The sequence below is a fragment of the Oceanihabitans sp. IOP_32 genome (assembly GCF_009498295.1).
GTDB classification, from domain to species: domain Bacteria; phylum Bacteroidota; class Bacteroidia; order Flavobacteriales; family Flavobacteriaceae; genus Wocania; species Wocania indica.
Window position 1 is genome coordinate 515,828 of record NZ_CP040813.1, and the last position, 24,540, is coordinate 540,367.

General features: G+C 34.0%; 19 protein-coding genes. 7 read left to right on the forward strand and 12 right to left on the reverse strand.

What is annotated here, in order from left to right; translation table 11 throughout:
- Positions 1–287: 287 nt before the first annotated feature.
- The 5 genes from FEZ18_RS02115 to FEZ18_RS14810 form a co-directional block, all read right to left on the reverse strand.
- Positions 288–2,855: a toxin-antitoxin system YwqK family antitoxin gene (locus FEZ18_RS02115; RefSeq protein ID WP_153266788.1), complete on the reverse strand. Its 2,568-nt coding sequence runs from the start codon at positions 2,853–2,855 to the stop codon at positions 288–290.
- A gap of 103 nt (positions 2,856–2,958) precedes the next feature.
- Positions 2,959–3,375, reverse strand: a complete 417-nt coding sequence (locus FEZ18_RS02120; RefSeq protein ID WP_153266789.1) for a hypothetical protein — start codon at positions 3,373–3,375, stop codon at positions 2,959–2,961.
- A gap of 10 nt (positions 3,376–3,385) precedes the next feature.
- Positions 3,386–4,375 carry a hypothetical protein gene (locus FEZ18_RS02125; protein WP_153266790.1) on the reverse strand — a complete coding sequence of 330 codons (990 nt, stop codon included), beginning with the start codon at positions 4,373–4,375 and terminating at the stop codon, positions 3,386–3,388.
- A gap of 175 nt (positions 4,376–4,550) precedes the next feature.
- Entirely contained in the window at positions 4,551–9,563 is a 5,013-nt protein-coding gene (locus FEZ18_RS02130; protein WP_153266791.1) for a DUF4132 domain-containing protein, read from the reverse strand.
- Between the two features lie 352 nt (positions 9,564–9,915).
- Positions 9,916–10,041, reverse strand: a complete 126-nt coding sequence (locus FEZ18_RS14810; protein WP_255473332.1) for a hypothetical protein — start codon at positions 10,039–10,041, stop codon at positions 9,916–9,918.
- 593 nt (positions 10,042–10,634) lie between these two features.
- Here FEZ18_RS14810 and FEZ18_RS02135 point away from each other — a divergent pair.
- Both FEZ18_RS02135 and FEZ18_RS02140 read left to right on the forward strand, forming a co-directional pair.
- Entirely contained in the window at positions 10,635–10,919 is a 285-nt protein-coding gene (locus FEZ18_RS02135) for a hypothetical protein (protein ID WP_153266792.1), read from the forward strand.
- 168 nt (positions 10,920–11,087) lie between these two features.
- Positions 11,088–11,978 (forward strand): phosphatase PAP2 family protein, encoded by an 891-nt coding sequence (locus FEZ18_RS02140; protein WP_228122812.1) that lies wholly within the window; start codon positions 11,088–11,090, stop codon positions 11,976–11,978.
- Between the two features lie 305 nt (positions 11,979–12,283).
- On the opposite strand, the gene FEZ18_RS02145 is transcribed toward FEZ18_RS02140, so the two are convergent.
- The 7 genes from FEZ18_RS02145 to FEZ18_RS02175 form a co-directional block, all read right to left on the reverse strand.
- Positions 12,284–12,484 carry a hypothetical protein gene (locus FEZ18_RS02145; protein WP_153266793.1) on the reverse strand — a complete coding sequence of 67 codons (201 nt, stop codon included), beginning with the start codon at positions 12,482–12,484 and terminating at the stop codon, positions 12,284–12,286.
- Between the two features lie 13 nt (positions 12,485–12,497).
- The gene (locus tag FEZ18_RS02150) at positions 12,498–15,068 is read right to left on the reverse strand and encodes a DUF1963 domain-containing protein (protein ID WP_153266794.1); all 2,571 of its coding nucleotides are present in this window, start codon (positions 15,066–15,068) and stop codon (positions 12,498–12,500) included.
- Position 15,069: 1 nt separating this feature from the next.
- On the reverse strand, positions 15,070–15,939 hold the full coding sequence (locus FEZ18_RS02155; RefSeq protein WP_153266795.1) for a hypothetical protein: 870 nt from the start codon (positions 15,937–15,939) through the stop codon (positions 15,070–15,072).
- A gap of 465 nt (positions 15,940–16,404) precedes the next feature.
- Entirely contained in the window at positions 16,405–16,791 is a 387-nt protein-coding gene (locus FEZ18_RS02160) for a hypothetical protein (protein WP_153266796.1), read from the reverse strand.
- A gap of 5 nt (positions 16,792–16,796) precedes the next feature.
- On the reverse strand, positions 16,797–17,645 hold the full coding sequence (locus FEZ18_RS02165) for a universal stress protein (protein ID WP_153266797.1): 849 nt from the start codon (positions 17,643–17,645) through the stop codon (positions 16,797–16,799).
- A gap of 111 nt (positions 17,646–17,756) precedes the next feature.
- Complete coding sequence (locus FEZ18_RS02170; protein WP_153266798.1) at positions 17,757–18,809, reverse strand: response regulator; 1,053 nt, start codon at positions 18,807–18,809, stop codon at positions 17,757–17,759.
- Between the two features lie 100 nt (positions 18,810–18,909).
- The gene (locus tag FEZ18_RS02175) at positions 18,910–20,793 is read right to left on the reverse strand and encodes a PAS domain-containing sensor histidine kinase (protein ID WP_153266799.1); all 1,884 of its coding nucleotides are present in this window, start codon (positions 20,791–20,793) and stop codon (positions 18,910–18,912) included.
- A 115-nt stretch (positions 20,794–20,908) separates the two neighbouring features.
- Between FEZ18_RS02175 and FEZ18_RS02180 the strand changes: the two genes are divergently transcribed.
- The 5 genes from FEZ18_RS02180 to FEZ18_RS02200 all read left to right on the forward strand — a co-directional run bounded on the left by FEZ18_RS02180 (position 20,909) and on the right by FEZ18_RS02200 (position 24,460).
- Positions 20,909–21,319 carry a hypothetical protein gene (locus FEZ18_RS02180; protein ID WP_153266800.1) on the forward strand — a complete coding sequence of 137 codons (411 nt, stop codon included), beginning with the start codon at positions 20,909–20,911 and terminating at the stop codon, positions 21,317–21,319.
- 3 nt (positions 21,320–21,322) lie between these two features.
- Positions 21,323–21,622 carry a thioredoxin gene (trxA, locus tag FEZ18_RS02185; RefSeq protein WP_153266801.1) on the forward strand — a complete coding sequence of 100 codons (300 nt, stop codon included), beginning with the start codon at positions 21,323–21,325 and terminating at the stop codon, positions 21,620–21,622.
- Between the two features lie 89 nt (positions 21,623–21,711).
- Positions 21,712–22,317, forward strand: coding sequence for a WG repeat-containing protein (locus FEZ18_RS02190; RefSeq protein WP_153266802.1), 606 nt, complete (start codon positions 21,712–21,714; stop codon positions 22,315–22,317).
- Positions 22,318–22,328: 11 nt separating this feature from the next.
- Positions 22,329–23,414, forward strand: coding sequence for a site-2 protease family protein (locus tag FEZ18_RS02195; RefSeq protein WP_153266803.1), 1,086 nt, complete (start codon positions 22,329–22,331; stop codon positions 23,412–23,414).
- Positions 23,415–23,608: 194 nt separating this feature from the next.
- Complete coding sequence (locus FEZ18_RS02200) at positions 23,609–24,460, forward strand: universal stress protein (protein ID WP_153266804.1); 852 nt, start codon at positions 23,609–23,611, stop codon at positions 24,458–24,460.
- Positions 24,461–24,540 lie beyond the last annotated feature (80 nt).

A 24,540-nucleotide genomic window follows, 5' to 3' on the forward strand; every position in this document is an offset into this window, starting at 1 on the left:
AATGATACTGTTAATTAAGTAGAAACACGAGATTTTAGCTTATAAAAACGCACTTAAAGACTGTAAATTACTCGATACGCATCTTTTAAAAGTATGGTGTAGCTACCCCGACCTACACAAAAACACCTCGAATACCAAATTAACCATACGATATTTCAAAATTAAATTGGTATAATAATTTTTAGTAACAAATTATTAGAGGTGTGATTATGTCAAAACCAAATGGCTATCTAAACGAGCACGATATTAAAATAACATAATAACGTAGGAAACGTAGCCCATATGTGTTAGTATAAATCTTCTGGCTTGATATTATTAATATAGATATTTAAATTTTGTATAAATACTGTAGCTGTTCCAAAGGTTAATACTTCTTCTGCTTTTAATAGTACCTTGTTATTTTGCCCCATCAATCTAACCTTTACCGTACCTAAATCTCGTTCTAAAATCATGTACTCTGGTTTTCCTTTAATGCCATTGGCATTAAGTAAAACGCCACCTTCCTTAAGCTTACCATCGTCAAAAACGGCTTTATACTCTGCTTTTCCTTCCTTGTTGTATCTTACGACCTCACCGTGTAAATTCCTGCCTTTTAAACGATAACTAAAGCGTTTATTATTGGTATCACCATAATATGCAATCCCTTTAACTTGTGTTCCATTTTCGTAAAAAGCTAGGCGTTTGCCTTTATCGTCAGAATAAATACTTTGCACCAATTCGCCATTAGCAAAGGTTTGGTTCGTTTCTACCCCGTTAAACGTAAGTTGAACGATACGCGTGCCATCCATTGGCTTATCCGCTTTATAAGACATCTCGCTTAGCAACTTACCGTTTTTATCGTAGTAAGAAGCAAGCCCCTCTAATAGCCCGTTTTTATAAGTTTCTTTTTTTAATATATTGCCACTATAATCGTAGTAAGTAAAAAGCCCATCGGCTTTATCTTCAACAAAATTACCTGATTCTAAAACGTTATGGTTATAATCATATTTTTTATAAGCCCCATGACGCACACCTTTGGCTATGGTATATTTTGTTCTAATTTGTGGATCGTAAATTTGGCCCTCCCAAGGTTTGCCATCTTTATAGATAGCCTCTGCTATAAGCTCACCGTTTCTGGTATAAAACTTTGCGCAACAAGTAATGTCAATATCTTCAACCAAGACAGGATTAATCTCTCCATATTTACTTTGAATACCATAATCATAGCGCTTTAAGCTTAATTGCTTACCATTTTTAAAAACGGCTTTGCTTTTTAATTGGTCACTATTTCTAAAGAAAACAAACAATTTACCATCTTTTGCTTTGTAATCATATTCTCCTATTTTCTCACCTTGTTTGTTGTAAAAGGTACCCAATGTTTCAGTATAACCCGAGAATTTTATGTCACTTTGCATAACCCCATTGCTGTAGAAACGCTGTTCTCTGTTCTTTTTGAAACTATCGGGTTCAGTTAACTCAATGGTTTTAAATTTCTTTGTAACATTTTCAGCGACACGACGTGAGTAGTAACTGGTAATACTAACCCTGTACCCGTTACTATACAATTCTTCACTTCGAATATCCCCTTCTCTATCAATAAAATAACGATAACCATCTGTGGGTTTTTGATACCCGTTGTCGTCTTTTAAAATTAAACGCCCCAATTCCTCCCCATTTTTGTTGTAATAAATTTCGAGGTCTGAGGTTTTTCTGCTAAAAATCAGATTGGTATCTTGATAGTAATTCAACTCCTTAACCAGTTTACCGTCTTTATAGGTTTTGCTTCCGTTACCTATAATTTCTGTTCCTTCAACTGGATTCCAATTATTGTAAACCATTCTTGCAATCTCCTGACCTGCTTCATTGTAACTTATTTGTAACTCTTTTTTACCATCGGTATAAATTGTTTTAGATTTTAAGTTTTGATTCTCGTAAAATTGTTCGTCTTTTTTTAATTTCGAATTACTGTACTCACGGATTGAACGTATCAATTCTGTTTTGTCTTTATTATAATTGGAAAAAAACGTGATTTTACGACCATTAGCGGCTCTTAAAACATCATTTTTTAAACTGTACTCAATTTTACCTATTTTTTTCCCATCTGGACTAAAATAGGTTTTAGACAGTTCGTTTTCCATATTAAATTGCTCGCGAACTTGATTGTTGCAATAAAAAAAAGTAGACCCCAACCTCTTACCGTTTGGATAGTATATTATTTGCATAGGGCGCATAGGCGTTTCATAATAAAACACCTCTAAACCTCTAAAATTTCCTTTGTGCAGAAGTTCTCTTTGCCCAATAAATTTACCGTGATGATCATAATATTTCACTAACTTATCCCGATGACTTCCTAAGCTATATCTTTCAAACCTCGCGCCATTGATATCGTTTTCATAAATAATATTTACCACCGTATCTCCTCTAACTTCTTGATAATATCTCCTATTTTTTAGCCATTTTCCATTGGTTTTTCCTGAAATTATTCTACCGTTTTTAAACACTGCCTCTAATCGCTTGTCGTTTAAGTATGAAATGTATTTTCCTTCAAGTTTTCCGTTATTATAAGTGGCTTGTTGCAAAACACTACCGTCTTCATTATACCATGTTACTTCGCCTTGCCACAAATTGTTGTCAGATTTAGTAGACATTCCTCGCATTTGTAGCTGGCCAGAGCTATAGTAGTCTTCAATTTTATAAAGCGACCCCTGTTTTTGTACTGGTGGTCTAAAATACGCTGCGCTATCTTTAACCGTAAGTTTCCAATTGTTGTTGTAATACAGGGTGTCTTGCTGGGCGTGTACCACCAAGTTTACAAGGTTTAAAAAAACGAATAAGAACAAATTAGTATTTCTAAGTATAATGTTTTGAAACTTCATGTTATTTTTTTTTTAAGGCGATGTTAGTATATTGAAAAACAAAAGTAATAACTCATGTTTAAGGATCTACCCCTGTTTTCAGTTAATTTTTTTTAATGGTTTACTACCAATAGGCACCAGACAAAAAAGTCATACGAATAAAAGTTACACAACTTTGTTCGTTTAAGCTTATGGTTTGCTCTAAACTGGTGATTTCGTCATCGTTTATAAACACAAGGTACAGACCGTCTTTATGGGCTAATAAGGCATTTTCAATAGCCGTTTGTTCTACAGCCAAAGTTTTATTGGCCGTATCGCCAAAATTAATTTTACCCGATGCGCTTTGTTCCTTAATTTCGGTAGCATTTAAAAACGAAAGCACGTTAGCACCTTCACGTTTCTGGTTGTATTTACTTACTTCGTGACGCACACAGGCCGTTATGAGTTCTCGAAGGTTTTTAGGGCTTGAATCAAGCTCCATATTGAGCGTTTTAATCTTTTTCTTGCCTAAACGTTTGAGTTGTATCGTGAGTGTATTCATATTTTATTGTTTAAGGCTTACTGCTATTAAGCTCATTATATTTATTTAAAATAGTAGCATATTCTTGTAGCATCATACCTCCTAAAACGATTTGATAGGGCAACTCTTTATCTTCTCTTCTTAGAATTAAAAACAAGACACGATCATCCCCTTTCCAGATGGTGAATTTATGTTCAAATTCATAGGCTAAGTGGTATTGACTGGCAAACGCTTCAAAAACATCATAATTATCGATTGAGATATTAAAATTTACAGGAAAGAAATCTTCATGAGGAGACATTGCTAATAATTGTGTTATTTGGCTAACATAGGCATTGTATTTTTGTTCTGCTAATGTTTCTTGCGCTTGGTATGATAAATGTCCCGCATCATTAAAACCATAAAAAGTTTGAGAATGAGCTAAGTTTATTTCTGGCCAAAAATAAGCTTCCTGAAGGTCTTGTGCTGTCTCAAGCTCTTTTTCAAAATCCTCTTTAAAATCGTTATCCATATCATGCCCAATATTAGGATTAACTTCCCAAAGTTGTTCTAAATTTTTGATGATTTCCTGCTTTTTTTCCTCAGAATAATAAGGCAACTCCAAGATCAATTTTTTAAAGCTGTCTTTATCTGAAGCCGTAATATGCTTTTCATCTTTTTTTTCAAGACCCTCTTGTAAATCATCTAAAAAGGCATAAACGGTCGCCTGAGTAAGTGTTTTGGGTACTAGGTAATCTTGTGCGATTTTTTTTGCTACTAGAATTAGATTAGCGTCTAAATAATCAAATAGTGGTTCCTCGCCATCAAAAACAAATGCTTCAATAGCACAGCATAAATTTTCAATTTGAATTCTGGATAAAGTCACATGAGCCAAATCAAAATTTATAATTGTTTGAATTAGTTTATCTTTTTCGGCCAGCCACTGTTCACTAGTATTAGGTGCCTCAAGTCCCGAGGGTATCCTGGCGTAATCTGAAAAAACATCCCAAAAAGTGGCATGCGGATTATCTTTTTGGAGCATGTTATAAAATAAAAATTTGGGTGAAGTTTCTGTTAACCAAAAATTTTTCATTGGTGTTTTTTTGAGTTTTATTACAAATGTATGTCTAGCTGTAATGTATTAACATCGGCCAACTTGGTACAACTTAAACTTATTAAACTTAACATAAGCTGAAGTAAACCATTTATCTGCTTCATTAGGCTTTATTTATCTGTCCCAAGACTGTTGGGTCTTGAATTTTATGGTCTTCGGCTAAGAGTTTCATTTTAGAAATAAGTTCTGCTGTTTTTGGGTCGTCATCTACAAAAGGTAAAAACACACGGCCTCGATGCTGACTTTGTATGGCTATAATATTTAGTGCCAAACCGCCTTTGCTCACATTGGCACTGCCTAGATGGATACTGTATTCTGCCAGCTTTCCTTTTATGATGATGTGACGTTGCTTTACCTCAACATTATCCAACTTAAACAAACGTGCCGATTCTCGGGCCAACACGGCTCGCATTTCCATAGTACTATGACTGGCCTCTGGGTCCACACCACCCACATGAGCCACGCTTACCACCAAATCGATATCCCGCATCACCTCGCTAAAAATTACAGGTGGTATTTCGGTCATTGGTAAAGGTTTGTAATCTATTAAGGAATGAAAACAAATGTATTCTAAAGTGGGTGCTTCCACATCGGCAGGAGAAAACCAATCGGCCATAGCATACATAGTCACCATAAATCCTTTTTTATGATATACTTTTTGCAGGCCTTCTTCGCGGTTTACCGTCCAACCTCTGCTACGTAATAAAGCAACGGTTTTTTTAGGCTGAATTTGATGCCCTTGATAACGCTCTGACCGGAAACTGCGCTCGCGTTCATCTTCAGTAATTACATACAACTCCCTGAACACTTGTTTAAAAGGCTGAACCATTCTGTTTTCGAACAGGTATTTTTGATATAAATCCCATTGTACGGCTTGGTATAAATGAGAAGGATGGGCAATTACCAATCCATCGGACGGACTTAGCGCATGCGATTGACCTTCAGCATTAACCAAAACACCCGCTTTGTAAAACCCTGAAGCCTTAGTTTCTGGATTAAAAAGCACCAATTTACTTAACATGGCTTTCACCACGGGGTGCTGCATAATTTGATCCAGCTCTTTAAGTTCGAAAACATCTTCACGAATCATGGCGTTTTCAAGAGACAAGCGCGTTCTAGAATATTGCTTAGACAAATAACTCTTACTGTTTTTAAGTGCTATGATTTTTTTGTCTTTTTTATATTTTGCAGGAATCGTTTTTTGAGTTTTTTCACCCTTAAATACTTTTATGTCTGCCTTTCCGTAATCATCAACCACCAATTTTACAGTAACATCTTCAAATTGCACGGTGTCGTTTTCCATAATTTTCTCAGTCGCTTTGCCTTCCATGGCCCAACCAAACCTAATGCGGTCTTCAAAGCCAGCATTTCTAGAAAGGTTGTCTAGTGCAATTTCTGAAGCAATCTTCTCACTCTCTTGACGTTGCGCGCCAAATTTCTTACTCTCTTTAATGAAGTTTTGAATGAGATTATAACGGTTTAGCAAATCTTTTTCGGCATTAGCTTTACTTAAAGGAACCAATCCTAAAGCTCTTAGATAATCTTTATCCCGCTTATCCTTTATTTTTTTTAGGGTTTCTGTAATTTTAACTTCACCCAACATTACACCAGAGTAAAGTTTTACCTGCCTGTGCCCATTGCCACGAGAAATGTATTTGGCGCCGTCGTGCAACAGTTTCCAGTTAGCCTTACCTAAGCTGGAATACACCCGATTAAACCAATCAATATCGATAGCGCCTTTTGCAAAATCACTCTTATCAATGTTGGAATAACGTGCAATAATGGTTTCTTTATGAGCCGACATATAATCTGAGGCGTGGGCGTGAAACCACCAAATGGCATCCTCTAAATCGTCAATTTTAAGGTAGCGTCCAATCCACTCTGCCCATTGTGTAGCGTAACATGCAACTTCTACTAAGCGTTTTTTGGTGATTTTAGAAGCTTTTATTCCCGCTGCAAAAACTTCATAGGTATCGGTTTCTGAAGGTGTACTTATGCTTAATATGGTACTAAAATTTACTTTTTTACTCGTGTTATCATAACTGTAGCCTCTGTCTAGATTTTCTTTGCCTAAGCGTTCTAGAATTTCAAAAACATAATGTACGCCTTCAACCTTTACCAAGTTGCCAATGTACGCTGAAGCCTCGGTAGGCAAATCACCACGTTCAACTTCTACTTTTAATAAATTGGTTTTTAAAGCTGGAATACTACGGGTTGTAAAAGTTTTGTCTTTATACCTTCTTGTCCTATAACTTATGCCACCATTAAGCAAACGCAATAAATCGGGTTGATAAAAGGCTTGAAACATTAGATTTTCTTCTGGCAACACCCCTTTTTCAAATAAACTGAGGCTTAAATCCATGTTTGGAGGGCGCAGGCGCATATCGGTATTTTTTGTCTCTGTTACGGATTTAATAGTTGTTATTAGATTTGGAAATCCTAAACGCTGAGCAAACAGATAAAAACTTAAATCGTAATACCGTTTTGCAAGATTAATGTCTTGCGCCATTACCGTTTCAATTTCGTGAGTATAAATACCAAAAAAACTATCGTTAATCATATCTGTCCAGATCAAGTCGTTCAGATATTGAAATTTCTCACGTTTTAAATGTCGGCTTTTAAATTCTTCGGGACAATTGGCTATCATGTCTTCAAATACATCCACTTTAAAATTAATAAGCATCATCTCGTCACGATATACATTATTCAAAGCCGATAACACAATGGCAAGTTGCCTGTTTTTGCTATTGTAGCCCATATTAACATCATCACTAACCCATTTTTTTTCAGGGTAATAGGTTTTTATAAAATCTGCCATTTCACCGTAACGACCAAAGGGATCTCCGTAGGCATTCATGTAAAACAAGGCATAAAAGACTTCAAAATCGTTTAATTTACTTTCGGCATACCATGTTTTCCACACTTCGGCTAAGGGTAAATCGTTCAAGTACTCTTGATGAGTAAAATTTTTAGTAAGTCTTGTTTTTGTGTGTATTCCGTTACCCAATAAAATGGTTTCAGTTGCGCCTTGGTAACCCTCGTACTGGTATTCATAATTTCGATGTTCTTCATAAAGTGCCATCAATTTATTAATTTCGGTACCCATTTTCTTTTCATCAACAATACCTTTAAGACGAAAGTTTGTTTTAGATTTTATAAAATCAAACACACCTTTTTTATTTTCAAATTTATTTTTGGGTGTTATTAGAGGCGTCATTTTAGCGTAATCAATTACCCCGAAACCGTTGGCAAAGGTGTATTCGCTAGTCTGTTGTTTAGAGAATTTAGCTAAAAAAACCTCTTCGTTTTTGTTTAAGTTTTGGCGTTCTTGGTAATTAGACACCTGAGCTGTCACAAATTCAGGGTATTTTTGTGCTTCGTCTAAAACGGTTAAAATTTCTAGACCTGCCAGGCGTTGCTCCAGTTTTTTAGAACCTACCAAATTTTTAGTAGTGGATTTTAAGGTGCTTTCTGGTTGTTTTATTATTAATTCTATGGTGTGCTTTCTCAAGTCTTTACCTTTTCTTGCTAAAAGGGCCTCTAAGACATCGAGTTCTTCGGCACCTAAATCCATGTAATCAAAAGCTTTAAGACCTGTTGCCATCACAGCGCTGTTTCTATCGGTAACCGCCTGGCGCAACAAAACACGCTGCCAAGCATTTTTTTCAAAATTAAGTTTTGGAATGTCTGGTTGCTTGTTTTGGTAATAGTTTCTGGATAAAGAATACGTGTAATGCCTTGGAAAAATTTTTCGAATAAACGCCTCTCTAGCATGGCTTGGTAATTTTGCTAAATCTTGAGCCAAAAGTATCATTTGTTCTTCTTTGCCATACCTAATCAAATAATTATAAAAATAATATGGTGTAATTTGATAGGTTTTCCATTCAAAAACACCACCACCAAATCTTTTTCCATCTGCAGGTAAAGCATCGGCGGTAGCTTTTACTTTATGGAAGAACTCATCAGTCCATTCAAAAGTAGGCGCATTTAACAAAAACCAATAATCTAGTTCTACATCTTTGCCCCAATGCTCCATCATATAAGGCGTAAGTTTATGCTTGGTCCTCATGGTTTCATAAATAAAGAACAAGGCTAATAATTTTTTCTCTTTGCTTGTGTGATCACCAAACACCAAAGTAAACGCTTTGTTATTGGCTTGGGTCACATTGTGAAGCCCTAAAGTCCATAAAGCCACATAGGCCTCTAGATGATCTTTACTGTTTAGGGCATCGTCAACGTTTTCGGGATTGTCCATAAAGCTGGCTGCCAGCTCTAAGGTTCTTTTTATAGTTGCTTTTTTAGGAGCATCCCAGCCAAAGCCAAACCACGTATCTACCGCTCTTACTACGCTACTAAAACGCATTAAATCATGCTCTAAAATGGTATTCATTAAATAACGCAGGGCACCAATACTGGTTTCGTCTAAGCTTTCTAATATGGTTTGACGCAGGCCTTCTTGACGTTGTGCTGCCAATAAAAGACCTTCTACCATTTGCCAATTTTCCTTTTTATTTGTGAGCAACAAGGCTTTTATAATATCTCTAGACACGGCACCTGCCACCTCATCTTCACCTTTAATAATATCTGAAATGATGCTTTGTAGTTCTGGATTACCTTCCTTTAAAACCACAGCAAAAAAGTAGGCATTCCCCATATTTTGGTAATAACCAGTTAATTGTGCCTGCTCTGTTAAATTACAATCGGCAAAACCATAGTAGCTGGTATTTACAAAACTGCGCAATTGGTTTATAGCTTTAGTAATGTGTTGGCTATTTACAGCCATTCGAAAAGGGCGCCTATTATAACCAGACTGAAAAGGCAATTGTAAAAGTAGCGCCCACATGTTTTGAATATAAGGCGCCCGTTGTTTTCCAAAAAGCAATTGTGCCAACTTTAACCCTTCATCACTTGCCCATGGGCTTGTTTTATAATCTTTACCAAAAGCCTCTTCATAAAAATTAATAATTGGCGTTGTGTCTCTGTATTTTGGTAGTTTACCCACTAATAATTTTCCCAAAATCTCATAAGACTTTGAGAAATCACTAAAAGTTTCGTTTTTAAAATCTAGTTTCATTTTGTCCTTTAAAATGGCATCAACTTGTTTTTTTGAGATCATACTGTTTTGTTTTTTGGTATCATTGCCTTAGCTTTCCAGATGGAAACTGCTTCTTTTAGTTTAGTATATTACTTATTGAAAAGTAGTTTATTGTTTATTTCATGTTTTTATTATGCTGATTCTAATTTGTGAATCAATTTAAATTCTAGTTCGAACGACAAAAATTTAAGATACTTATCTGAATCTAGCTCGTCTACTTCTTCGAAAAACACGTTTAAAGCAAATATTAAATAAAGGCCTAAATAAAAACGCATGCCTTTAGCTTCAAGAAAAGAGAGTACACTACTGCATTTATAGATATCTAAAATTGAATTTTTTGTCAATCATGTCGCTCATCTTTTACTTTATAATACTAATGTTCATTAGTGATTTCTAGCCTATCGTCTAATACTAAATCTTCCCATAAACCAACGCCCTCTTCTAATGCAACATCTTTAAAAGCTTTATAAATTTGTCCTAAAAGTTGGAGTTTTCTCAATTACACAGGTTAAAATAGCGGTGTTTGTTTAAATATTATATCTAATTTATAAATATATTATAAAACTAAATTAATTCCTTTTATTCAAACCCCCTGTTTTCAGTGAAAATATAAGGTTTTAGCGGTTTTTTTACGCTAAGATGCTACATTTACTCTATTTTTAACTTGAAGACTTTTTTTTAAAATATGACAGTTCATGTACTGGAAAAGTAAACTAAAATACAGACTACCTAATACCCCTAGTAATCGTAATTATCAATTTCATTTGTTGGAGCTTTTGTTTCCTGAAATAGATTTTAAATAGATCAATGCTTTTTCCTTTACTCATACCTATGCTAATGAGTTAAACAAAGAAGAGGCCCTCGAGATATTTGAATGTGTAAAACGTCATATGAACTTAGACCATGCTGAAATACAACTTGATTTTTTTTGAAAAAAGCCTTTTGAAACCAAAGAACCTAGTGCATTTATAGCTACTTCAGAACTTTACAAAACGAACAACTTAAAATTGTGGAATACCAAAAAAGTGATTTGGGTTTTAGGTTTAATTAAGAATGACCACCCTAAAAAAGATATCAAATTTGGTGTTTATAATGACTCATGAATTCGCACATTATAATTTACTTAGTCAAAAACATTTTTTTAATGATGAAAAACTAACCGATATTTTTGCTATAGCTAGTGGTTCTGGCTCATATTGGCTGGAGGCACAAAATTGGAAGCGTTATTTTACTACAGAGCAATTAAGCTATCTCAATAAAGAAGAAGGTTTGTTTGCGTTAGGTCGTTGTCATGCGGTTTGCTCTCTTGATATTGATGTTAAAATACTCCCAAAACCTATGGCACATATAAGCTTATTTATCGACCAGAAAAATTAACAAATAGTGATTGGTTTCCTAGACAAAACAATTTAATTTTGACACTCAAAATGGCGATTATTTTTTAAAATTAAACATTTGCTGTTAGACCATCAAATTCAACACTTTACTAATATACTTCCCTAGAAATAGTGAATTCTTCGGGTGAAACCAAACATGACCAAACTAATGAATTTCAGCATTAAAAACCATCTAAATTATCAACCTTCAAAACCATATTTCATATTTTTTTTAGTAGTATCTATATTTTTTAGTAATGTATTACATACGCAAACCAAAAATAAAATTGAAAAAGATAGGACTACTTTATGGAATGATTTTACTTACGATATGGGAACGATATTTTCAGGAGTTGGTTATACTTATTCAAGACCATTGTATTGGCAAGGTAACGACTTCTTAAAATTGGGTGGTGTGGTAGCATCCACCATAGGAATTAGCTTACTAGACGAAAATATTTCAACAAAATTGAGAAGTCACAAAGATAACGTACCAAAAGAATTATTAGACTATGGATGGTATGCAGGTAGCCCACAAAATAATTATGGTGTTACTGGTGCTGTATATTTAACTGGTCTATTTACCAGAAATGAAAAGCTACGACGCACTGGTGTTTTACTCATTTCTTCTGCTACAGCCACAGGTTTTTTACAGCAACTCACTAAATCTGCTGCTGGTAGAGCCAGACCGAGTGCAGGATTTGGAAATCATCATTTTAAACCTTTAGGTGGTGATCCAAAATACAGATCTTTCCCTTCAGGTCATGCTGTACTCACCTTTACAAATGCTCACGTTATAGCAAAACAATTTAAGAGCTGGTGGTTAAAGGCTCCAATCTATAGTGTTGGACTTATTCCAGGTATCTCAAGAATCTATGCCGATGCCCATTGGGCGAGCGATGTTTTCTTAAGTTGGGCTACGAGTTATTTTGTTGTGGAAGCCATAGACATGTATCTCAATAAAAAGTATAAGGAAAAGTACAATAATAGTCCTAACAAAATAATTAGTTTCAATTTTACATTTTCAGGAAATACGTTAGGGGCAGTACTATCCTTTTAATGTTTTTATTGAAGTTCTCCTGTGTAATCTGATAAAAAAGGTAGAAATATATCTTTTTTATAACTATGGGATAAATTTTATAAAGGGAAATGCATTTGTTTGAAGACACTAAAAGCAATCGCATCTTTGCACCAACCAAAGAAGCTATAAGCATTAGTACAGCTATCTTTTGTTAGGAAAATTTTTAAAATTTTACAAACTCATAATGTTCTAAAGTTCACCTGTTTCAAATGTTAACTTCACCCAAGCTTTTACAATAAAACTCATAACTATTGGGCAACCAAAAAATGGGTTTCTAAGCTGTTTTAACCAGTACCTCCAAAAATTATGGCATCGGTATCTTCTAAAAGCATTTCATAGCTTAGCAAAACGGAAAACCTGAGAACACTATCCACATTTTTATAGTCCATGTTACGCCAATTTTCGTCTAAGATGCAACTGCCTGTAAGAACACCTTGCCTTAAAACGAATTTATGGCTTTTGTCTTTAATTTTGAGGTGTATCATTTACACTCAGTTCTTAACTGCTCTCCAATGTTACGAACACATTTGTAAAATCTTGTTTTGCCAAATCACTTTTATGGATAACAAAGAACAAATCGCCCGCATCTCCCCATTGCATATCGCCTGCCGAAGTTACCGTTAGTAATATTACCCAATCTTCGGGATTTCCTTTTTTGGATAAGGATGCTTGTAATTCTGGGGCTTCATGCTGGGTAAACCCGTATGCGTTTACGGCATACTGAAAGTTGTTTTTATCGTTAATAGGGCGCTCAAAGCTATCGTATAGACTATCCAGAAGTTGTTCATTGTCCATTAGTTTTTTCGCTTCACCCAAAAAATGGTGCTTATTTACATAACTTGCATAAAAGGAAGGCGCACTATTTATTTTATCAGGTTTTACTTTATAAGGAGCGTAAGCCTGATCAAACATTTCAAAATAATCGTCTTCGGTAAATTGAAAACGTTTGCCGGAAGCCAAGGCCTTATTATTTTTTACATAAATAACTTTCCCAGGATTATTGTCTCGTGCGTAAATATGGTGCATGGTCTCTAAAAAGAAAAATAAACTACCCGTTCGTGGCAAATAGTCTTGCAAATGGGCAATGGCCTCACAATTGATTTGCCCTATAAATTCATAAACATAATCCTCCTTACCTTCACGCCAGTTCTTTCCAAATCGAGGATAAGGCATGTTCTCGGGTAAATCTGGCATGCCACCAAAACGGTGATTACCCACCTTGCTATAATCTTCTGCTGCTTCATGACTAAAACCAATGGCTTTCTTAACAATGGATTGTAATCCCGTTGCATGTTCTTCCAGTTTCTTTTCTTTGAGAACCATCTGGATTTCAGATAGTAAATTGGCATCGTTTTGTGCCCAAAAGACGTTATCTTTCCATGGTACCAAGCCCTTTCCGTCCGCTCCTTTGTAACCAAAATCAAGTAAGCACAACTTATCTTCAATAGCCAAATCGATCTCCTTGATTATGTTAAAGGCATCAGGCAAGATTTTTAGAGGATTGTTGTTTAGTTTTATTTGTTTTAATTGAGGTTGCTTAGCCAGAGCTTCGGGCAAGCTCGTTAATTTGTTATTATTTAAAGAAATATTTTGCAAGGCAGGCAAATCAATATTTTCTGGAACACGTTTTAATTTATTAGAAGACAACCAAAGATATTTTAATTTAGGCAACTCAAAAATGCTTTGTGGTATAGTGTTTAACTGACAGTTACTTATATTTAACTGTTCCAACTCGGTAAGTTGGCCAATACTTTCAGGAAGATGTTCTAAGGCAGCACCACTAATACTAAGGCGTTTTAATTGTGAGAGTTTACCAATGGCTTCCTGGATTTCGTGTAGAGGGAGTTTAGTATTACTATAATTAGCGTCTTTATTAAAAATGGTGAGTTCTTGTAAGTTTTTAAACCCAAACAGAGCCCCTGGAAGTTTTAAAAAACTAGGGTTACGCAAAGAAAGCCAACGTACCTCTTCAGTCTTGGCGGATGCCGATTCTTCCATTGAGCTAAACCTATAATGGGACCAATTTAAACCAGAAACATCCATTTTTTTTGCTACGAAAATAGAATAAGCTTTATTATGGTAACTTTTAGTCATCTCCCCCTTAAGTAAAACCCAGCCGCTAGTAAAGGTAACCGAACCATTAAAAGCCAAACCGTATTCAAAACCTTTACTTCTGGCATTTAAAAACAATGGCGCATTGGTTTTTCCGTCTTCGAAATAAAATTGTCCCTTAACTTCTCCGTTATGGTGAATACCTATTGCGGGAATAGTAAAGCTAACTGTTCCATCACCGGGATAATCATCTAAAATTTTTGCGTTCTTAGCCTTTTTGGTGTTTTTAGTTTTTCCTTTGATGTTGAGCTGTAAATCTCTAGACATTTTACCAATACTAATACCAGTTTCTTCTGAAACGAAATCAAAATAAAATTCCCCCACTTTAAAAACCTCTTGACCATCTGCGGGAATTTGAACTTTTAAAAAGCTATTTTTTTTACGCTCTGCAGCTTTTTGCTCGTTAGTTTTTTGCGCTTCAAGTGTATTTTTATATTCCTTTTGATTGTCTATTAGATGCTGTGCATAGGCCTGTTTCCTAGCATCTTCATCGCCTAAAACAGAGAGGGATTTAAAGGTTTCTCCCACCCAATCATCTAATCTATTGGAAGCTATTTTTTCGTGAACGGTTTTAAATTCTAAAAAGAAGGTGTCGTCTAAAAACACAGCGACTTGAAAATATTGGAGCTTAAAATGGATGTTGTTCCAAGGGGCATCGGTATGCGCATGGACGATATAGGTTTTAAAGCCTTTAAATGGCGTTTCCTCGAAGCTTAAAAGCTCAGACTTGTAATGACGTGATAGGCACCAATCTTCCCATTTTTTTTGGAGCGTACTGCCTTTGTAGGAATCAGATTGTAAATCTTCCAACTTAAAAAGCCTTACTTCCAAATGTAGGTGCTGGATCTTGCAATTTTTATGACTATTTTCTGCTCTAAGCCCTATTTTAGTCTGCTCAAGAACTTGAAAACCATTTGGCAGGGCCACACTAAAAGCATTTGTTGTAATTGTTTTCATTCTATTTTGCTGTTATGGTGGCTGTAGCAGTTAGCTCGGCATCACTATTTTTATCCCACAAACGCACCTGCCATGTTATTGGGTTTTTAAGTCTGCCTTTTGTTAAGATAAGCGTAGATTGAATAACATCTTCATCTCTAATCACATCATAGCTGTGGTTCTCTAAAGCATCTTTAGATTTGGTAATTTCTACTCCGGCAGCATCGGTGACATGAATTTCCATGCCCAATTCAATTTTATTATTCTTAATTTTATAGCCTTCTAACAATTGAAAATCTAAGGATATACTTTCATCAAAACCGACTATACCATCGGTAAACACCTTGTCTTTAAACTTATTAAAAAGGTATACTTCTCTGACCTTTAGTCCGTTTTCTTCAATTTCGATATGTGGATCTTGAATTACTTTAAAATCCATTTCAGAAAAATAAGCCGCATCGCCTTTGGTATCATATAGTTTATACCTAGCGGTATATGTGTCTCCAGAAAAAATAGGGTTTGCCAAAATTAGCAAGCCATGTAATGTAGATACATCTTGAGGTTGCCCTAAACCGCCGAATAAATTCTTGTTTTCCAACAAAACAGTGCCTGCTTTAGAAACGACTACCACTTCCAACTCGGGAAAATAATCGCCATTAACGATTTTAAAACCACTAATATCCTTAAAATTAGTATAGAACGTTTGTCCGTAGAAAAAGGTGTTTTCGCCTGGTTGAACAGCTTCTGTAGACACAAAAACCGTGTCGACGGCAAGTCCTTCTGCCCTTGTTTTAAGTGTGTTATCTACATGAGGTTTTTCTGAAGTTTTGGTATTACAGGCTACCAAAAAACCTAAAATTATAATTGTGAGTGCTTTAAAAGTGGTCTTCATAGTTTTGTGAAAATTTTGCTTGGCTAAAAGTGATTTGAGCCAAAGTATTAAATTCTTTTTTTTAATGCGTTTTAATTAAGTACATAACAAAAATTAAATTTGAGGGTTAAGAACTATCAATTTTCTCGATAGAAGGGACTTAAGAGGTTTTGAAAATCTCTCTTTAGTCTTCATTTAAGACTTCGCTACTAACTGAACGGAATCTTCTACCAAACCTTCTATTTCGTGCATTTACATAGGCTAATTGTTCTTCTAATACAAAGTTCTGTAAATAAATGAAGGTTTACATCCCTTATTTCAGGGATTATTTTTAAAAATGCAATGAGAATTTTGTTTAAAGGTAAATAAAGTAATTAATCTTATGTTTTATTATGAGCTAAAAAAGCTCAAAAATTAAAAACCCCTAAGAAAGTCTTAAGGGTATATTTTAATTTTGATTGGTATATTTATTTTTCAGCTTAAATGTTATACAGGCACAACATTATACACTACATTTAGTAAATACAAGCCTACAAGCAATAATAAGGTATAAATAACTTGTACCCATTTTACATTAATGTACTTTAAAAAAGCAATTGTTCGCCTAGGAAAGATAAACAAAGACAACCCAATTACAAGGGAAGACCAAGCAATAATGGTGATTATAAGTTTCCAACTAAACTCCCATACATTATGTAATAAAATATTTATTAAACCCATCATTATGGCAAGAAACGACGATATTATTAAAAACTTATCGTTGTTTAAATAAACAAAGAACTGCTTAATACGCTTAGGGTTAAAACTTAATATTGTAAAATATATGATGAGGTACCAACCCCAAAATTTGGCTAAAAACATTGAATAATCCATAGTGTTTAATTTTTTTCGTGTACAACTAAAAACGGTATTTCTGTGTGATAACTTATGGCTTCAACTTTATTGTGATAAAAGATTTGCTGAAAATAATTTAAATTTTTTGCCACCATGCATACCATATCAATATGCCTACTTTCGACAAAGCATTGCAAGGCATCCTCAATTTTCTTGCTCGTTACAAAATGAAAATCATAATCTAAGTGATTAAAATAATCTTCTAACAATCCTTTATTTTTATTTTGAGTGTTGTCTAAGTCTGCACTATTTTTCTTGATATGAAGAATTTTTAATGCAGCTTTTTGTTGTTCTAAAATTTCGGTTAGTGGGTGGAGTACCTCGATATCATACGAAATAGAAAAATCGGTTAAAAAAGCGATTTCGTCGGGCTCTTTAAAAGTGGCATTCTCTGGAATTGCTAAAGTAGTACACTTTACTTTTGTTATAACATCGCCAGTATTGCTCCCTATAATAATCTTTTTTAATCCAGAAGCCCCTTTTGTTCCCATGACTATAAAATCTATTTTATATTGGTCGACATGGGTTCTTATAGATTCGATAAAAAAATTATAATCGGTAAGCGTGAAGAACTTATGATTTTTATTGCTGGGAACCTCTGTAGAAATACGTTCTAAAACACCTCTAAGTTTTCGCTTTGCAGGCTTTATAAAAAAATCGTCTATAGCATCTTGCGTAGTTAAATGTGGCACATCGCTAGCCATATTGTAATTTAACGCGCTAACATGCAAAACATAAAAATTACATGGCTGTTTTTCGAAAAAGCTCAAAGCATACCTTATGGCATTCCATGAGTTTTCGGAAAAATCGGTTGGAAGTAATATATTTTTCATTTTACAAAATCTTTACTAAAGCGAATTTAGTATTTACCCTCTTTTTGTAAAATGATATTGCTCACTTTTAATCATAAATAGCCATTTAGTTATCGTGTGGCCCCTTTATTCTTAGTTAATGCTTTTTAGTTTTTCCATATTTGTAACTTTAATATTTCGACCTTCTGTACTTATAATACCTTCTTTTTTTAATAGTGTTAAAGTTCTAATAAGTGTTTCTGGAGCAATACCAGCAACACTAGCTAAATCGTTTCGAGAAATACTTATCGCGTCTTCGGGTTTTCGATTAATTTTTTCGGCAAATTTTAAAATAGTTGCTGCTGTTCTTTGATATACCGAATTGTAGGCCATTTGCAATAACTCACCTTTAACCGTAGTGAGCTTGCGGGCTAATAATTCTGCAAGCTCAATTACCACTTTATGGTTTTTATTAAGTATGGCTTCAAAATCTGCGATTGAAATCCCCATAAGCTGGGTATTGCCTATAGCCGTTGCGGTTTCTTTGTGTGGGATGTTATTAATTAAAGAGTTGTACCCAAATAAATCATCTTCTTTATATAAGGCCGTTGTTAGTTCCTTCCCTAGTTCGTTTATTTGGTAACATTTAACGGCTCCGCTTAGTATTAAATAAATAAAGTTAGCGCGATCTCCTTCTCGATAAATAATATCGTTGTCTTTAAAATGAAATTCGTCGCCATGGTTTTCAAAAAAAACTTTTAAATCATTTAAGGTTTTTATTGCTCCTTCATTGCTATCTGTTTGCTCCTCTTTAGTTTGCTCGACATCCTTTAAAATAGCAACTTTTGCTAAGCGGCTCTCTATGGCGCTTATCAGCTCTTCTTCTGTAAATGGTTTAGTAATATAGTCGTCTGCTCCTAAATTCATCCCTTTTCTTAAATCTTCTCGCTCTGTTTTCGCTGATAAAAAAATAAAAGGAATAACCTTTGTGCTTTCATTGTTAGATAAAATTTTAAGTACGGAATAGCCATCTAATTCTGGCATCATAATATCGCAAACAATAATATCTGGAACATGTTTTTTGGCTTTCTCGACTCCAGACTTACCATTTGAAGCCGTTATTACCTTGTAGTTTGATAATTCTAGAAGCTCTGCCGTATTTTCGCGTAAAACCACATCGTCTTCTATTAGTAAAACTGTTTTCATTTGCTTTATTGTTTATTATATCAACATTTATAAGAATTACGTATTTTATGCTTGAAGCGACTTTTTAATTATTCCTTTTTAAGGACGCCCATTTATTAGCTTACAAAGTTGCTTGATTCGGAATTATTACCGTAAATATAGTGCCTTTATTTTCTTCACTAACAAAACTAATTTCACCCCCAAGATTTTCTAAATTATTCTTAACAATATTTAAACCTATACCAGTACCTTGCTGGGTATTTACCACATTTTCAGCCCTAAAATAACGTTCGAAAACGTGTTTTTGGTCTTTGGCTGGAATACCTATACCTTGATCTTTAATTTTAAAAATTGTGTTTTTGCTATTTTGCTCAACCTCAATTTCAATAGGTTTATGCTCTGGAGAATAATTAATGGCATTATATAGTAAATTGGACAATACTAACTCGACGATTTTTTCATCTTGAAAAATAGTAAGCTCATCCACATTTATTGGATAATTAATTTGCTGTCCTTCTTTTAAAAGCATATTAGCATTATAAACCACTTCGTTTAAAACTTTACTTAACTTAAAATGAGTTAATTTATAGTTAACCTTACCAGATTCTAATTTCTCGAACGATAAGAAGTCATTTAATATATTGTTTAGGTAATGAACTTTGTCGGTAATCGTTTTTATATGCTTATCTCGTTTTTCTTGCTGCTCAGATAATGTGTACTTGCTTAGTAATTGGGAAGACGTTAAAATACCACTTAAAGGCGTTTTAAATTCGTGAGAAACTAGAGATAAAAATTTTGTTTTTAACTCATTAAGCTCTTTTTCTTTATTGAGTGCAATTTCAAGTTGTTTCGTCCTTTCTTCAACCTTTTTCTCCAATTTTGTGGTATAGTTAATACGCTCTGAGATATCTATAATAAAGGCTACAAAAACTTCTTTTTCGCCTAAATACGACAATTGTAAATGTACCTCTGCGGGATATGTTGAACCGTCTTTACGTTTGTTTACCGTTTCAAACTTTAATTTTTCCTCACGATTGTGCAACAGTGTGTTAGTTATCTTGCGAAAATCGGCTTCATCATTATACAATTTTACATCTAAAGGAGTCATATTAATCAACTCTTCTAATGCGTATCCAATATTTTTTTGTGCACCGTAGTTTGCATTTAGAAATTTTAAGGATTTAGCATCAAAAACAAAGATCTCGTTTAAAGACTCATCGAAAATAGTAGCTAAATGTTGGCGCTCTTCTTCAATTTCCATTCGCTTAGTAACATCATTCTGAATGCCAATAAAATTAGTCACAATGCCTTCATTATTAGTTATAGGCATGACGTATAAATCGTTCCAAAATAAGGTGCCGTCTTTTTTATAATTACGTAAAATTACCTGGCAACTCTCGCCTTTCTTTACAGCTTTTCGAAGTTTTTTTAAAGGTTTTTGGTTATTATCATTACCTTGAAGAAACCTACAATTATTATTGAGTATCTCTTTAGTTTCATACCCTGTAAGTTTTTGAAAAGCCGCATTAAAATAAATAATCGGGTTATCCTGTTGCAAGGCATCGGTAATAACAATACCATTACTAGCCGATTCTAAGGCTCTACTTTTAAGCATTAATGTCTTTTCTGTTTTTTTCTTTTCAGAGATATCCTTAACCAAAACCATAATGTAGGTTTTGTTGTAAATATAAAAAGGATTTAACTCCACCTCTGCTGGAAAAATAGTACCGTCTTTTTTTAAACCATAAACATCCACACCACTGCCAATTTTACGTCGCTTTCCTCTTTCTATAAATCGCTCTATATAATTAAAATGAGTAGCATGATACTTTGAGGGAATAAGTAAATGAAGTGCTCTTTCAACAATTTCACCTTTGGTGTAGCCGAAAATATCTTGGGCAAAGGAATTAAATTCCACGATATGCTGATCCTTATCTACAATAATAACGCCTTCAGAAATAGCTTCTAAAAGAATGTTAAATATATCTTGATCTTTTTTAAACATAAACAACTCTTTAAATAGGAGTAACCCAAAGTTAGTATAAACTGATTAATATCATGTCTAAACATATAACTACTTTGTAAATTTATTGCTTTAATTTCTTTGAAGAAATAAAAATATGAAGACTCAAGAGGATATCATAATCGATTTTTACCAAAATCTAGGCAAATTGTTTTACGCAATTGCCGCTACAGATAAAAAAGTTCACCCAGCAGAGGTTACGAAGTTACAAGAATTGGTAGAAAAATATTGGTTAGATGTTAGTGTTATTGAAGATGTTCATTATAAAGATGGGGCGAATAAAATTGTGCTTTTTTTTCAAACTTTAAATAATGAGGGTAAACTTAGTGCTAAAACCTGTTTTAAAGATTTTGTGACCTACAAAAACGAAAACAAACACTTGTTTACCGACAACTTAAAACGCCTCATTATAAAAACAGCCACTGAAATGGCTCATGCCTTTTCTGGTCTCAATAAATCTGAGCTTATAGTACTTGCTAAACTAGATATTGAATTAAAAAACATATAAATTATGAAAAGTAGTTTTAACGACATAATACATTCTGAAACGCCTGTTTTAGTAGATTTTCATGCCAACTGGTGTGGCCCTTGTAAAATGCTTGCCCCCATATTAAAAGACGTGAAAAGTGAGCTTGGAGAACGCATAAAAATTATAAAAATTGATGTTGATAAAAACCAATCCTTAGCAAGTAAATATCAGGTTAAAGGTGTACCCACAATGTTAATTTTTAAAAACGGCCAACAAGTTTGGAGACAATCTGGTGTGCTTCAAAAAAATCAAATCGTAGAAGCCATAAAACCACATTTGTAAAATGACTTGCAAGTTGATCAATATCATTTTACGTCACAGAAAAAGTATATACTTTTATCACATATCACAATAACACAAAACATTTAGCTATGAAAAAAATTGTAATTGCTTTAATATTAATTCCTTTTTTTGGGTTTACTCAAACTATTAAAAACCTAGATTTTATTGCACCAATGTCCGATGATCTTATCGCGGTACAAAAAAACAATACCTGGGGCTTTATAAATAACGAAGGTACGCTTGTTATAGATTTTAGAGACGATTTGGTATCAACGCCTTCTGCTCAAGGCGAGTATCCTGTTTTTAAAAACGGTAGATGCTTAATTTCTGAAAAAAAAGATGGTATCACCTATTTTGGGTATATCGACAAAACTGGTGAAACCATTATAGAACCGCAATTTTTGAATGCCACAAACTTTGAAAATAACAAGGCTTTGGTGCTTCATGTCATTGAAGAGCGCATTGGAAAAAATGAGATACTCGGTAAAAACGTTGTATTCCATAGGTCTTTTGAAGTGGTTATAGATCAGGACGGTGAAATTAAGAATTATTTAAATCCAGAGGGCGTTAATATTGTTTTAAGCAAAACAAGATTGCGCACGCCTCCAAACATAACATCAAAAAAAATAACCGATAACATCTATGCCGTTTTAAACAAAAATAAGAAATGGACGGTAGAGGTTATCGATAAGTAATATTTATCTAAATGAAAGCAAATCTGAGTCTGGGTCGCGTTTCTGGAATAAAAATTTTGGTGCATTGGACTTTCTTCTTTTTAATCGCATGGATAATTTTTAGCGAGTTAAAAAGAGGGGGCAATACCGAAAGCATAATCTTTAATATCATCTTAATTTTAGCTGTATTCGTATGCGTTGTATTGCATGAATTAGGCCATGCTTTAACCGCGAAACGTTTTGGAATAAACACTAAAAAAATAACCTTATTACCCATTGGAGGTGTAGCTAGTTTAGAGCGCATTCCAGAATCACCCAGACAAGAGTTATTAGTAACTCTGGCAGGTCCTTTAGTAAACGTTGTTATTGCTATATTGCTTTATTTTATTGTTCCTGTACAAGATTACTTGCACCTAAATTTTACAGAAGCTTTTGAGGTTTTGATGACTTATTCTTTTAAAAATCTCTTATTTTATTTATTTATAGTCAACGTTGGTTTGGTTGTTTTTAATATTATTCCAGCATTTCCTATGGATGGCGGACGTATTTTAAGAGCGTTACTAGCCATGCAAATGAATCGTGTAAAGGCTACACAAATCGCATCTAGCATTGGGCAATTTATTGCTGTTTTCTTTTTGTTGGTCGGGTTATTATTTAATCCTTTTTTAATTATAATCGCTTTGTTTATTTTCTTAGGAGCTTATGCCGAAAACCAAATGGTGCAAAATTTGGCTTTACTAAAAGGTCATAATGTTAATGATGCCATGATAACCGATATCACAACTTTTCATCCTAAGGACTCCATAGATTTGGTCGTTAAAAAAATTATTTCTGGTACCGAAAACAACTTTATAGTCATGGAAGATAGCATGGTTAAAGGTATATTGTATCACAAAACTATTATTGAAAACTCTAATAAAAACATTTTAGTTAAAGACCTTATGAGCACCGATTTTAAAACCATAAAAAGTCATGACAGTTTGGATAAAGCATACCCCATAATAGTGAGTGCTAAAATTCCGTTTTTCCCTGTATTAGAAAACGATAAGCTTGTAGGCGTTATCGATAATATTAATTTAAACGAATTCCTCATGCTACAAGCTCAATTAGCGTATTAATCTGGTTTTGCTAAAGCCTAATTCTTTTAATAAAACTAATTGAAACCCCAATGGTAAACTGTATATTTCCCATAATATTTAAAGGTGTATCAAAGCAGAAGAAAGGCTTATAAAATAGCGTTATAATATTCTAAAAACACCATTCGAAAAAATTAAAAAATTGTAAATTTGTTAAGACCAAATAAAAAACGGCTATGAAAAAAATTCTATACGCAACAGATTGTAAAAACAACAGTGCTTCCGGACTAAAATACGCATTTCAATTTAGTCAAGTAATTAAAGCCGAATTGCATATCCTCCATGTTTACGATTTTCCTCAACTTAGCCGTTCCATCATTCAGCCGCGAGAAGCTGTAAAAAAAAGCATGCAACTTGAGCAAAAAGATACCGTTTTAAAATATTGTAAAACACATCTTGGCGACCAATTTAAAGAGGACGCCATAACGATTCATGTGGTCGAAAAAGTATCTGTTGCCAATAGTATTCTAAGCACAGCTAAAACCTTATCTCCAGATTTGGTTATTATTGGCATGAAAGACAGGCAAAGCAATAGAGGACTTTTTGCTGGTAATATAGCAGATAAGTTACTAGACAAAATTGAACGTCCTTTAATGATGGTTCCCAATAGTCTAGAATACAAAAAACTTGAAACTGTGGTGTATGCTACAGATTTTGAAAATGAAGATATTTTTTACATTCAAAAGCTAATAGAAATTGTAAGCCTATTTGATGCTCATTTAGAAATTGTGCATATTCAAAAAACAGATGAAACCGCACCAAAAGAACAAATGGAAGCTTTTAAAAATACCCTGTTAAAACAAATTACTTATTCGAAAATTAGCTTTAGAAACGTGGTATCTACTAAAATAAAATCTGGTTTATTAAGCATTGTAAACAACGAAAAAGTCGACATGCTAGCCATGTTAGAGCGCAAGCAGAGTTTAAGACTAAAGAATATTTTTCACAAAGATCTGGTAAAAAATATGGAGACGACGTTGGCTATACCGATACTTGCGTTTAGCAAAAGTGCTAAAAAAGCAAATTAAAATAATGCGTAATTGTATTGCTAACTTGGCAACAAGCTTAAAAAAAAGAGTCCTCCTGCGAATATTATGGAAAATAAATT

Excerpts from the sequence above, each read along its gene's own strand:
- FEZ18_RS02135 (WP_153266792.1), top strand. The coding sequence starts at position 10,635 with ATGACTCATGAATTCGCACATTATAATTTACTTAGTCAAAAACATTTT.
- FEZ18_RS02140 (WP_228122812.1), top strand. The coding sequence starts at position 11,088 with ATGAATTTCAGCATTAAAAACCATCTAAATTATCAACCTTCAAAACCA.
- FEZ18_RS02150 (WP_153266794.1), bottom strand. The coding sequence starts at position 15,068 with ATGAAAACAATTACAACAAATGCTTTTAGTGTGGCCCTGCCAAATGGT.
- FEZ18_RS02195 (WP_153266803.1), top strand. The coding sequence starts at position 22,329 with ATGAAAGCAAATCTGAGTCTGGGTCGCGTTTCTGGAATAAAAATTTTG.
- FEZ18_RS02200 (WP_153266804.1), top strand. The coding sequence starts at position 23,609 with ATGAAAAAAATTCTATACGCAACAGATTGTAAAAACAACAGTGCTTCC.
- FEZ18_RS02175 (WP_153266799.1), bottom strand. The coding sequence starts at position 20,793 with ATGTTTAAAAAAGATCAAGATATATTTAACATTCTTTTAGAAGCTATT.
- trxA (WP_153266801.1), top strand. The coding sequence starts at position 21,323 with ATGAAAAGTAGTTTTAACGACATAATACATTCTGAAACGCCTGTTTTA.
- FEZ18_RS02165 (WP_153266797.1), bottom strand. The coding sequence starts at position 17,645 with ATGAAAAATATATTACTTCCAACCGATTTTTCCGAAAACTCATGGAAT.
- FEZ18_RS02145 (WP_153266793.1), bottom strand. The coding sequence starts at position 12,484 with ATGATACACCTCAAAATTAAAGACAAAAGCCATAAATTCGTTTTAAGG.
- FEZ18_RS02155 (WP_153266795.1), bottom strand. The coding sequence starts at position 15,939 with ATGAAGACCACTTTTAAAGCACTCACAATTATAATTTTAGGTTTTTTG.
- FEZ18_RS02120 (WP_153266789.1), bottom strand. The coding sequence starts at position 3,375 with ATGAATACACTCACGATACAACTCAAACGTTTAGGCAAGAAAAAGATT.
- FEZ18_RS02180 (WP_153266800.1), top strand. The coding sequence starts at position 20,909 with ATGAAGACTCAAGAGGATATCATAATCGATTTTTACCAAAATCTAGGC.
- FEZ18_RS02115 (WP_153266788.1), bottom strand. The coding sequence starts at position 2,855 with ATGAAGTTTCAAAACATTATACTTAGAAATACTAATTTGTTCTTATTC.
- FEZ18_RS02170 (WP_153266798.1), bottom strand. The coding sequence starts at position 18,809 with ATGAAAACAGTTTTACTAATAGAAGACGATGTGGTTTTACGCGAAAAT.
- FEZ18_RS02190 (WP_153266802.1), top strand. The coding sequence starts at position 21,712 with ATGAAAAAAATTGTAATTGCTTTAATATTAATTCCTTTTTTTGGGTTT.
- FEZ18_RS02125 (WP_153266790.1), bottom strand. The coding sequence starts at position 4,375 with ATGCTCCAAAAAGATAATCCGCATGCCACTTTTTGGGATGTTTTTTCA.
- FEZ18_RS02130 (WP_153266791.1), bottom strand. The coding sequence starts at position 9,563 with ATGATCTCAAAAAAACAAGTTGATGCCATTTTAAAGGACAAAATGAAA.
- FEZ18_RS02160 (WP_153266796.1), bottom strand. The coding sequence starts at position 16,791 with ATGGATTATTCAATGTTTTTAGCCAAATTTTGGGGTTGGTACCTCATC.